The organism is Microscilla marina ATCC 23134 (genome assembly GCF_000169175.1).
In the GTDB taxonomy this organism is placed as follows: Bacteria; Bacteroidota; Bacteroidia; order Cytophagales; family Microscillaceae; genus Microscilla; species Microscilla marina.
Genome location: NZ_AAWS01000021.1, coordinates 134,434 through 147,056, shown reverse-complemented (window position 1 = coordinate 147,056; position 12,623 = coordinate 134,434). Strand labels below are relative to the sequence as shown.

4 protein-coding genes are annotated in these 12,623 nt (G+C 42.8%); 3 read left to right on the top strand and 1 reads right to left on the bottom strand.

Features of this window, described 5'->3' with window-relative positions:
• The first annotated feature begins 337 nt into the window (after nucleotides 1–337).
• The 3 genes from M23134_RS19860 to M23134_RS19850 all read left to right on the top strand — a co-directional run bounded on the left by M23134_RS19860 (nucleotide 338) and on the right by M23134_RS19850 (nucleotide 5,551).
• Nucleotides 338–1,549, top strand: coding sequence for an RtcB family protein (locus tag M23134_RS19860; protein WP_002699153.1), 1,212 nt, complete (start codon nucleotides 338–340; stop codon nucleotides 1,547–1,549).
• Between the two features lie 331 nt (nucleotides 1,550–1,880).
• A complete protein-coding gene (locus M23134_RS19855) occupies nucleotides 1,881–4,862 on the top strand; it encodes a CHAT domain-containing protein (protein ID WP_045113933.1) in 2,982 nt (993 codons plus the stop codon).
• A 209-nt stretch (nucleotides 4,863–5,071) separates the two neighbouring features.
• Nucleotides 5,072–5,551: a hypothetical protein gene (locus tag M23134_RS19850; protein ID WP_002699149.1), complete on the top strand. Its 480-nt coding sequence runs from the start codon at nucleotides 5,072–5,074 to the stop codon at nucleotides 5,549–5,551.
• Nucleotides 5,552–5,615: 64 nt separating this feature from the next.
• On the opposite strand, the gene M23134_RS19845 is transcribed toward M23134_RS19850, so the two are convergent.
• Nucleotides 5,616–12,512, bottom strand: a complete 6,897-nt coding sequence (locus tag M23134_RS19845) for a T9SS type A sorting domain-containing protein (protein WP_082226605.1) — start codon at nucleotides 12,510–12,512, stop codon at nucleotides 5,616–5,618.
• Nucleotides 12,513–12,623: the final 111 nt, after the last annotated feature.

Genomic DNA, 12,623 nt, shown 5'->3' with positions numbered 1-12,623 from the left:
GAGGCACTTTTTGCAGTCGTAGCCATAGCTACGGCGAAACCGATGGCTGCAGCCCTGCTGCGCCGAGCTCTGCCAAAGGCTAAAAGTAACGAAAGTCAGTAAAGAGAACCGCAGAACGAAGTTCAAGCTCTGCGAAGCTAATATGTTCTAAACCGGACAGTTATTGTTGAGGGCTATGCCCGAAATCCCGTTTACGGGGCGATCATGTTCCTAAAATCACTGCGGAGTATTGAAACAAAGAGGTTGTATATAAGAGCTACTTCGTTAAAACAATCGCGCTTATTGAATGTGACCCTTTTATATAGCAAAAAATTCATTTAAATAATAATTGAACACTATGAAACACTTAAAAATATTCGGTCAAGAAATTATCGACGAAAACTCTATCAAGCAGATTAAAAACTGTCTGGGGGAAGAAGATTTAGGCGTATTAACTGCTGATGCTCATTATGGGTATGGACACCCGATTGGGGGGGCAGTGGCTTATAAAGATAAAATATCTTTGTCAGGGGTAGGTTTTGATATTGCCTGTGGAAACAAGGCCGTACGTACCAATGTAAAAGCTGCTGATATGGATACGGCTAAGGTAATGGACGAAATTTTTAAACAAATAAGTTTTGGGGTAGGGCGCACTAATCGTGAAAAAGCCGACCACCCTATTTTGGATAAAATTGCCCATGCCGATTTTGAACCATTGCGTGAACTGGCAAAAATGGCAGGAGAACAATTGGGTACAGTGGGCAGTGGTAACCACTTTGTAGATTTGTTTGAAGATGAACAAGGGTATGTATGGGTAGGGGTACACTTTGGCTCACGTGGATTTGGTCATAAAACCACCACGGGGTTTATTGCCATGTCGCAAGGAAAGGCATTTACCGAAAGGGGAAAAGAGGGTGGAATGGACTCTAAGCCTATATTGTTTGATACTACAACTGATTTGGGGCAAGCTTATACTTATTGTTTAGGGCTGGCAGGCGAGTATGCGTATGCAGGACGCGACTGGGCAGTAAATAAGGTATTGGAAATTTTGCAGGCAGAAAGCACGTTTGAGGTGCACAATCATCATAATTTTGCCTGGGAAGAAGAACATTTTGGAGAAAAATATTGGGTAGTACGCAAAGGTTGTACCCCTGCGTTTCCGGGGCAACGTGGTTTTATTGGTGCCAATATGTACGATACGTCAGTAATTGTAGAAGGAGTAGACACTGCTGAGTCTAAGCAAGGCTTGTATTCTACAGTGCACGGGGCAGGGCGGGTAATGTCGCGAACACAAGCTGCCGGAAAGAAAAAATGGATTAGAGATGATAGAGGCAAAAAACGTCCAACAATTGTAAAACCAGGTGTGGTAAATTTTGGCGCAGTACAACAAAGAATGAAAGACAAGGGCATTGAGCTACGTGGGGCAGGTGCCGATGAAGCCCCAGAATGCTATAAAAAACTAGAGGATGTAATTGCTTACCAAGGCGATACCATCAAAGTACTGCACAAACTGCACCCAATTGGAGTAGCTATGGCAGGTGCTGAGGTGTTTGACCCTTATAAAGATTAAAGCTACAAGCTATTAGCGATAAGCAACAAGTGCCAATAGCTTATCTGAACTCACAAACTATTCAATGGTATTGATACTAAATGCTTGACTGAATAGTTTTTGTGCTTTAGAATAGGCTAACCTTTATCAGCAACACCGCACTTCTATCTTTTGAAATTATATGCCACGTGCGTTTTTCCATCCATTTTTCACTATTTTTGATTAATCACAATGAAGCGGCTTATTTTGCCTGTTACCTGACAAGTGGCAACAAAACAGCCAACTCATGACCAAACCTCTACCTACTATTACGTTTATATAAACCGATCAAAAACTTAATTTGTAAACAATCATGCACAACCTTTTACATTTTTGTAGATTTACTTTCATAGCGAGTATCCTAAGTTGGGGATTGCTCATTTCGCACCAGGCGCAAAGCCAGATCAAGATTGGTAAACTTGTCAACAAAGACAAGCTAAAAAACAACCTTGCCAGAAAGTTGCGCACCAACTGGGAAAAGCGCCTTAAAAAACTAAAAAAAGATTTTGATAAAGAAAGTTTTAGTTATGCCATTGCTTTTACCGACAATGCAGGTTTTTATGAAGACAAACAACGGTTTGCCCGCTATCAGCGATTGAGCAACAATATGGTAAAGCTCAGGGATAACCTTAAGCAAATGAGCTTAAAAGACCTCAAGCGACTGGCAAAAGATGAAAATAAAACGGGTTTGGAAAAAGCTCGGGAAATGAGGGCTAACAGCAAAGAAATGATCCGGGCGAACGGCCAAAAACCCGAAGCGTTGACTGAAATAGGGCAAATGGCTTTTTCAAGCAACAAGTTTAAAATTGCGGAGGATGCTTTTACCAAGGCAAAAAAAATATATGATAAACATGGTAAAACCAACGATGAACGCTATAACAAATTATTGAGTAATATTTCGTTGTTGTACCATACGACCGGGCGCTTTAACGAAGCAGATGAGTATACCACCCGTATGGTAGAGTTGAACGCCAAACAATATGGCAAAACACATTCGGCGTATGCTTCAGCATTGAACAACCGGGCAATGTTGTTGAAAGACCTGGGAAGGTATGCAGAAGCCGAACACCTGATAGACCAGGCAATGGGTATTGTAAGCAAAAACGAAGGGAAGAATAGTACGCCTTATGCCATCATGACGAACAATAAGGCGATATTATATCAAACCATTGGACGTTATGCCCAAGCCGAAAAACTACTAAATGAAGCCATTACGACCTCTGGTAAGTCTATGCGGGAGGGTTCTACCTTGTATCAACGATTTTTGGTCAATCAAGCCTTGTTGTTTCAAGACATGAAACGCTACGAAGAGGCGGAAGCTATTTACAAAAAGGCCATTAAGCGCAAGCAACGCCAATGGAAAAAAAACCACCCCGACTATGCTTATATGCTCAACAACCTGGCGGCTTTGTATGTAGAAATGGGCAAAGACAACGAGGTAGAGCAGTTGCTTAAACAAGCGCAAAAAATATATGAAAAAAAGTTTGGCAAAAAACACCCTGGCTACGCCGCTACTATAAGTAACCTGGGGAATTTTTATCGGGCACAAGAAAAATATAATCAGGCAAAACCTTTATTGCGAGAAGCATTGGTAGTACGCGAAACTTTGCTGAGCAATCAGCATCCGGCCTACGCCGAATCGCAGGAAGACCTGGCAATACTTCATTGGCGCATGGGCAATATTTCGCAGGCAGCAGGGCTTTACCGTGAAGTACTCAAGAGATCAGCCACATTTATAAAAAAATATTTCCCGGCCATGAGTGAAGCCGAAAAGGAAAAATATTGGAACAAGTTGCGCCCTACCTACTTAAGATTTTATGCCTTTGCTGCCGAAAACCACCCCAAAGACAATCGTTTGCTCACCGATATGTTCAACTATCACTTATCTACCAAAGCTATTTTGCTTAGCAACGCCAACAAAATACGGCAACGCATACTAGGAAGCGGCAACCAAAAGCTCATTGGGGATTATAAGTATTGGCTTGATGTAAAAGAGGTGCTCGCCAAGTTGTATACTTATTCGCAAGCAGACCTGGAGGCACAAGATATCAACCTTGATTCGTTGGAAAAAGCAGTCAATAAGATGGAGCGTGACCTATCTAATCGTTCGAAAGACTTTTCGGGAGGAGTGGGCGACAAAGCCATTGGTTTTAGTGACGTTGCCAAGGCTTTGGCTAACAATGAGGCAGTGGTAGAAATGGTTCAGTTTTATCAGTTTAAAAATAACTTTACCAACATTGTGTATTACGCCGCATTGGTCGTAACTCCTCAAGCAACCTCTCCCAAAATAGTTGTGCTCAAAAACGGCGATCACCTGGAAACCCGTTATTTGAAATATTACCGCAATACCATTAAAAACAAGCTCCAGGATCGCTACAGCTACAAAAAATACTGGAGCGAGATAGAGCCATTGCTCCCAAAAGCAAAAACGGTGTACATTTCGCCCGATGGTGTATACAATCAGATCAACCTGAATACTTTGCAAAAGCCAAATGGTAAATACCTGATAGAAGAGCAAAGTTTTATTGTATTGACTAACTCTAAAGATTTGATTGGCCTCAAAAAACGAAAGCCTTTAAGTACCAATCGGCAAGCAGTACTGGTGGGTTTTCCTGATTATGGAAGTACAGGAAAAATTCCGGCACTACCTGGCACTAAAAAGGAGGTAATTACCATTGAGGGCTTGCTAAAAAGCTCAGGTTATAGTACACAAAAGCTGATGGCAAAAAAAGCTTCCGAAGAGAGCGTAAAGACAATCAGCGATAAGCAACCAAAAATATTGCACATTGCCACCCACGGTTTTTTCTTGAAAGACAAAGACTTAAGCGGCAATAAGTTGTTTGGGGTAGAAATAGAAAAGGCTAAAGAAAATCCGTTGCTACGTTCAGGGCTCATGCTTGCCGATTCGGAGAAAGCAATGGACAATAGCCTGAAAAATAAAGAAAATCAAACCAATAACAACGGAATATTAACTGCTTACGAGGCAATGAACATGTCGCTGGATAAAACAGAGTTGGTAGTATTGAGCGCCTGCGAAACCGGGCTGGGTGACGTAAAAGCCGGAGAGGGAGTATATGGGCTGCAACGCGCTTTTCAGGTAGCAGGTGCCCAAGCTTTGATTATGAGCTTGTGGAAAGTGAGTGATGCAGCCACTCAACAATTGATGACCTTGTTTTACAAAAACTGGCTTCAGTTAGGTGATAAAGCAAAAGCGTTTAAAAAAGCCCAACTTCAACTCAAAGCCACATTTAAAGAACCTTTTTATTGGGGAGCATTCGTACTGATTGGTAGCTAATCACTCGCGTTTGATGTTTTTTTAACTAAAACAAATGGTTTAACCGCAAACATGAGGGGTATTAGTTGGGCTAAACACCAGACAAATCATTACATCTACTTGAGATTTACTCGTTTTAACAATAACTTCACTCCCACACGCTTATTGGTGTGGGAGCTTTTTTACCTCACATTCGCAATGTTTTTCAAAACTTACTTATCAAGTAATTAATGGCTTTTGACTTTTCTTTATGGATTCACGCAGGTGATAATACTGAGCAGGTAGGCACCTTTTTGCATACACATGCATCCATTGAAACCAAGCTTAACCAATACAACTTGCACCTACAAACCCACAAAAATCACTATTTGCTCAAAACAGACCAAGTAAGCCAGGTGGGGATTAGATCGTTACAAGATGCGCATGAAATGTCTTTGATTGGATTTGAATTTCTCAAAATTTTGCTCAAAGCACCACCATTTCATTATGCGATGGTAGGATTGGGGCTGACAAAATGGAGGGATTTGCACGAGTTTTTGCCTTACCCCAAAGATTTGTTATTGACCAAAGGTTTTGTAGTACGCGAAGATATTTATGATAAAATGGAAATCTCTGCCAACACTGATCAAAGCTTTAGGCTTGATATAGGTTTTTTTCGAAATGGCTACCTCTGGATTCCTTATATAGGTGAATGGGAGTTTCCTTTTTAACAAAAAAACGCCTGACCAAAACTGTGGTCAGACGCTATTTTGATTTTAGTTATTTTGGTTGATATTATTTTACTACAATTTTAGATTGATAAATTTTCCCGTCTACACTCACCCTCAACACATACATTCCTGCCACTGCCGAAGCTGGTACCACAAAACCTTGGCTACTTTGGCTATTCAAGCTCACTGTTTTTACAATGGTTCCTTGCATATCAAGCAATTGCGCTTTTAATGTACTTTGGCTGGGTACATGGGGCAATTCTAACTTTACAACCCCTCCTCTGCTTATCGGGTTAGGCGTTGCTTTTATGTACATTGGCTTCTCAATATCGGCTTTTATTACTTTGGTAAAACGTTTGAGGTCGTTTTCATCTACTTGACGTAAACGGTAATAGTTAAAACCCGGGACAGGGGTTTGGTCTACAAACTCATAGTTTTGCACTCCTCTACCGTTGCCTTTGGCGGTTACTTGACCCAATGTGATAAAAGTTTTACCTCCATCACGACTTGCCTGCACCTCGAACCTTGCCACTAGCTCTTCATTATTTGTTACCCACTGTACCACCACTTTTTGGTTGTCAATTGGGGAGGCTTTGAGCTCTAAAAACTGAATGGGTAAAGCAATAAAGTTCCAGGCAAGGGTAAAGTCTCCATTGCCCAAGGATGAAAAGGCAAAGTCAGCATCCGGTCCGGTAGATTCTACAGTAAACTGATTATTATTGATATTGGTAATGCTTCCTTCTGCATCAGTCCATTCGGTAGACCCTACAGTATAACCCGACCCTCCATTGGTGATATTAAACCCAGTAACGCGCCCATTGGCATCGGTAATGGCGGTAGCAGTAGCATTGACAGTAGGCGAGCCACCTGTAATGTTTACCGTGGGGTTTTTATATCCTGTGCCTTGGGCAGTTGCTTCCAAAGCAGTGATTACACCACCTGCTACCGTGGCACGTCCCACGGCTCCTGCACCACCTACGGTAACCACAGGCGGATAAGTAGTATTATAACCAGTACCTCCATTGCTGATCGTAAACCCGGTAATGGCTCCACTACCATCTACACTTGCTACGGCTACCGAAGCACCTGTGCCTGGGTTGATGCCATTGTTTTGGCTACCTCCCCCTCCAATCGTGATAATGGGTGGATCTCCCATACTATAGCCTGCGCCTCCATTCACAATGTTCATCGCAGTAATTACACCGCCGGTAATCACAGGAGTAATGACTGCTCCTGTGCCCGGTGTACCATCGGTAAGCGTAACTGAGGGGTATCCATCTCCCTCTCCTTTTTTATCTGTACCACTGTCTTTGAGTATGGTAAGTTCTCCCAAAGACGCAAAAGTAATTTCTTCTAATGAAGTGCCAAACAACCACGGGTTAGATGCCCCTCCAGTATAATCACTACGTTCTGAACCAGCATCAAATGCCAATTGTATTTTGGCTTTATCAATGGTAATATCTGTTCCACCATTTTGCAAAACAGGTGAATCGGTATTTGGATAAAGCCCTTGGGTTACCTTCCAGTGGCGACTACGTGACACATAGTTTGCGTTAGAGCCTGCCGGGATTGTTCGGTTGGCGGCGGGAGATTCAAATTGCTCCATTACCATCATTAAAAACGATCCGTCGGGAATAGATACATTGGTAGACCTTACGCTCAACTGAATACGTCGGTTGGCGTTAGAACCTCCAATATAGGTATCATTTTTACCAATAGGATAAAACTTAAAGTTACTTGAGGTAGTCGCATTAGAAAATAAATGAGCACAAGGGCCATCAATATAACTTTGGTTAGTAACCAAAGGAATATTACTATTATCACCAAAAATCAACTCTTTGTCTTTGGCAGTCAGTATTTTTCCATTTTTAATGTCCAACTGAGAATTGATTTGCATACGCGAGCCCGTTTGCAATATGCCAAACGGCTTTTGAACAATTACACTATAAAACTCTTGCAGTTCATTCAAAGGCTCTCTGGTAACATTTTGGGTAGTCGAACCTCCATTACCAAATTGAACTGTCCCTTGTTGAGGGTCAAAAGCACCACGATTCACCCAGTCACCTTCCAGGGTAATCTTTCGGTTATTGTTTGAAGGGCTCAAAGATGCCCCATTTTCAATAGTTAAGTTACCCTCTACGTATAAGTCAGACCCTAAATCGGTGATTCCCTGACTAAACAAGACCGTTGAAAACCTGGACCCCCCACCATTGGTAATGGTACGAGTAAAGTTTTGGTCAAAGTCTACTGTCATAGCACTTGAGCCAGGGTTAAACGACCCATCGTTATTCCAGCTCCCTCCTACTTTCATAGTAAGTCCTACATTAGGATTAATGGTTACATCAGACGAAATAATCACATTTTCTAAAACGGTCACGTCTTTAGTCATATTTACCACAATCGGTTTTCGGGTGTTGGTAGAGTTGGGATCGGGCAAGATAGACTCTATAGTCAAGCTTCGGCAAGTAATGGCCTGTACCCCTGGATCCAGGTCTAAATCGATGGTAAAGTTAGCGGGTGCTACTACATCTGGTGGTCCGTTTACTACATTCCATTGCAATTGTAGCAAGTCATAATTAATAATCACCTTATCGCCAGGACCTGGTACTCCATCAGGTCGCCAGTTTTGCGGATCGCTCCACGAAGTACCAGTAGATGAAGGTCCCCCATCCCAACGTTTTACCCCTTCAGTTCTCCACACAACCATACTATCAGTGGTAGCAATGCCATCAGGGTTAAAAGTGTTATCAGGTGTTCCAGCAGTTACAGCCGTCACGGTAGCTTCATTGTCATAGTCTTCGCCCGAAAAGGTGCCTAAAGCATCCTTCAGTATCATGCGCGTATACACACTGTTTCCGGTAGCTGTCCTTTTAATATTATAAGGCACCACGCCTCCATTATCGTCAGTAGGCTGTTTAGGAAATACTATGTTATATATCGTATCTATTCGGGGGGTAGTCCCATAGTCGTGGGTTACTCCGGCAGGCAATGCACTGGTATAGGCATCAGGCGACGAAGTACTGGTACTGATGCTGTATTTATCATTGGTGGCTCTATAGGTAGTGTAGTTTCCAGCAATGGTAATAAAAGCTCCTCCATCAATCCCATCGGTAAATATCCCATCACTAAAGGTTGCCACAGGATATACCAAGGCAGTTGGTACGATTACCTGATCTATCGAGGTAGCAATCAGGTAAGCATCTATTGACGCCGCAGTAGAAGGGGTACCCAATCCAGCTACTGCAGCCAAGTCTACTTGAGGAGTGGCAGTATAGCCTCCTCCGGCACTGGTTACATTAATGTTTGTAATAACCCCTCCTGCTACCACAATATCTATAGTAGCATTGGGTGCGCCTCCCGGTACACTATAGGCGTGGGTTCCGTTGTTGTAACCTGCCCCTCCCGAAAAAATCACAACTTTATCGAGCGATGTAGCCGTCAAAATGACACTTCCAGTAGCTCCTGCGCCTCCTCCGTTAGATACAATCACTACCGGAGTTTGAGTAAAATTCCCGCCGCCATTAGTTTTACCATAACTAGTTACTACGTCGGCAGTTCTGTTGGCAGTAAAAACTGCCCCTGAACCACCACCGCCAGTAATGGTTACGTCAGGGTCAGAGGTATAGCCACTCCCTCCACCACCATAAGTGATTGTGCCAGGGCTTTCAGATTTGGCGGTACTTTTTAGGTTTACCCCATTGACATCCATAGACTCCATTAAGTAATAACGTGCTGAGATGGTGCCTTCTACATCAAAAGTAAACCGCCCAGTGGCCCCTTGACGGGTAAGTTTGGCGTATTTTTCTGCTGCGCCAATCAGCGTAAATTTTCCTCCATCCTTCACCGTAAAGGTTTCGTTGGCTTCCATTGCCAAGGTACCACCTCCTACCACACTCAAAATACCTCCATTTTGGATGTTGGTTTTGCTAAAGTTACCCGTTAAACCATCTGGAATATTGAGCTGACAGTCATTATAAATATTCAAACTGGTAATAATGGTAAAATTGTCTACAAGGTCATACTGAGTAACGGCTCCTAAACTATATTTATCATTAAAATTGACCGTTGTAAAACTTTGCCCATTGGTTCTTATCTGGCGGGTAGTAGTGTTGTTCGGCTCAAAATTAAACGAGCCATTTCCCGCATTTGCCATCGTTCCTCCGGTGTTCAACCAATTTCCTTCTACAAAAAAATCGCTATTCCAGGGATAAATATCTCCTCCAGTTTGTAAAAAATCACCTTTGACTCTTATATCCGATCCTCCGGCGTTCCCTCTAAATATCCCTCCTTTTATTTCTAAGTTACCATTACAGGTAATGGCTCCACCAGAATATACGTCTCCAGTTTTAGACGCAGCCACCTCAAGCGTATACAACTCCTCTCCCTTCATAGTGACCCTTTGACGTTGCCCCCCCACACAAGCCAAAATAGAGGTTCCTTCGTTGAAGGTAGCCGCATTATTATTAAAGTTGATTGTTCCTCCTATTTCTACCCTGCACTGGTTAGGCGCAGCATCGCTGTGTATATCTATTCTTCCGTTATTGTCTACCATAAAATCAAGCCCCACTTGCAAAAATGTGACTCCAGAATTAATGATTAACCTGCGATTGGTTCCTGTCACACCATTCCAGTGAAAGTTGACCCTAAGGGTACCTTCAATATGGATATTATTTACATTCAGTCTACAGTTTCGGGTAGCATTCTCTGGAATAATAACATCTACCGTTGTGTGTCCGGCAGTACCTGGCACAAAACCCAACGCTCCACCTACATCATTCACCCAGTTGGCTGCATTATCCCAGAGGTTAGACACTCCTCCCTGCCAAATACAACGTGTATTGGTGATCCAAATAATTCTATCCGGATCACCTGTATCACTATATGTACCTTGATCAAAGTCTTCACCTACTCCGCCCGCAGCCGAGCTTCCTATGGCATTGGTCATTTGAACCGTTCCGTTTTGGTTATTTCTCACGACCGAATTATTGGTACCCCCGCCAAAAAAGAAATTATCTATAGTAATGGCTCCATTACCTGTGCCATCATCGGGCGAATTGGCCGTAATGGGAATATCCATATTAAGGGTAAGGTCACCAGGCAAACGCGAATAGCTAAAATTATTTACTGGATCAAGTGTAGCCCCAAAATAGACCTTAAGCCCTCCATTGCTATCAGTGCCTCCAGTAGTATTATCGGTAGCGGTTCCGGTGTTCGCCAAGGCATAGTCATTGTTATTGGTGCTCATCTGAAAGAAATCGCCATAAATTACCGAGACGTAACAACCACTGTATACAGCAAATCTATAGGTGCCGGTGTCGCCCCTACTAAAAAATACTGGTCCAGAGTTAGAACCTGAAATAATAATAGAACCTCCCTTACGCCCCCGCACAATCACATCGTCGTGCATCCGAAACTCTGCATTGGGCTCTGCTTTCAAGGTTCCAAACACATTGAGTTCATCACTAGGATTGTCACCTGCCAATAGTTTGTTAGACAATAAATTGAAAATTGTATTTTTGTGAATGGTAAGGTCTCCTACTACTCTCGCTCCAGACGCAAGCTCTACCACATTGTCAGTTTCTACCCCGCCTGTTACATCCCCAGTCACATTATCATTGTCTAATACTACTACACGCGGCAACAAAATACCGGGTCCTTCGGTTCCTTCATCGGCTGCGTCGTTGAGTAAGGTAGCCCGTCCACGAATGGTTTGAGTAGTGACTACCCCACTAGTGACACCGTTCATAATAAGCCAGGGACGTTGCCCATCGTTTCCGTTGGTATTGGTAGTAATGGTAGATACCCCTACATAAAACCCACGTCGGTCGGCGGGCGTATTGCTGGGTGTTTCTGTATTTTCGTCAAATAAATCACCCCCAAGGTGCAAAGCAATACTGCTGGCAGTAGCACCTGTATCAAATAGGTCTATGCTTGCTCCATTGCCACTTCCTAAAGGTCCCGCATCTGACACTGTAAGGTTGCCTCGCACACTAATATCGGCATTGGGCAAATTCCAGGAATAACCTCTGGGGTGGGTAGTCGAGCCATCGGCTACTGTAATGGCAGAAGTAGTAGTCACCACGTTTTTGACAATGAGCGAACCACTGATAATAGTGAGATTACCAGTACCTGTTACTACCAGGTCGCCGTTACTGGTAACCACACCTACATATATAGGAGTAGCAGGTGAGGTATTATTGGTTACAGTAGCATTGCTCTCTTTAGTAACCAACATTTCGTCTACAGCATTGCTTACATATAATTCTTGATCTGTAAAAGCATTGGTACCGGGTGAGGTGTTAAAAGTGGTGTACACTGTATAAGTATTATCGTAGCCATTATTATTGGTATATACCGAATTAGTTGCTTTACGAAAGTCAATGATTACTTTTCGGTTGGTAAAACTTGTTTCTTTAGATATCCGGCTATTGTTGGTATAGTTTCCTCCTACTTCTATTACGTTTTCGCCTTGCTTGATGATAAAGTCGCCATTATTCAAGAAGTTACTATTGACCCTCAGTTCTTCAGTGTTTCCCAGGTAGGTTCCTCCAGTGTTAATGATAAAATCATCGGCCACCTCTAAAAAACGCGCTTCAAGGCTCAAGCCTTTGCCTGCAATATTGAACAGTCCAGCGTTATTTTCAATGGTGATAGATTTGGCTCTGGGCAGGTAATTGTTCGCACTAGGGTCTTGAATCTCAATATAGCAGGGGGCAGTTCCACTTTTTATAATTACAGTAGTGTTTTGGTCAGGAATACCTCCAGGGGCGGTTCCTGAGGTAAAGTTCCAGTTAGCCGCGTTAAACCAGCTATTGTCGGTCAGGTTAGTAAAAACCCCTCCAACTTTAGCGGTATTTACTGTAGGTGCCCACTCAGCCACCTGAGCATAACTCCCATAGGCAAAAAAAAGCATCAGGCATAATAGAGCCCCTAACTTTGTCAATAAAAACTTGCATCTCATAGTTCTAAATTATCTAATAGGCTGTACTCACGTCAAAGAGTAAAACTGTAATCCAAATGTTTGTAAGAAAAAATAGCTGGCTTAAGCTGTATGTTTAACTATACGTTTATA

Bases quoted from the DNA above. Each gene is read 5' to 3' on its own strand.
- M23134_RS19860 (WP_002699153.1), top strand. From the start codon at position 338: ATGAAACACTTAAAAATATTCGGTCAAGAAATTATCGACGAAAACTCT.
- M23134_RS19855 (WP_045113933.1), top strand. From the start codon at position 1,881: ATGCACAACCTTTTACATTTTTGTAGATTTACTTTCATAGCGAGTATC.
- M23134_RS19850 (WP_002699149.1), top strand. From the start codon at position 5,072: ATGGCTTTTGACTTTTCTTTATGGATTCACGCAGGTGATAATACTGAG.
- M23134_RS19845 (WP_082226605.1), bottom strand. From the start codon at position 12,512: ATGAGATGCAAGTTTTTATTGACAAAGTTAGGGGCTCTATTATGCCTG.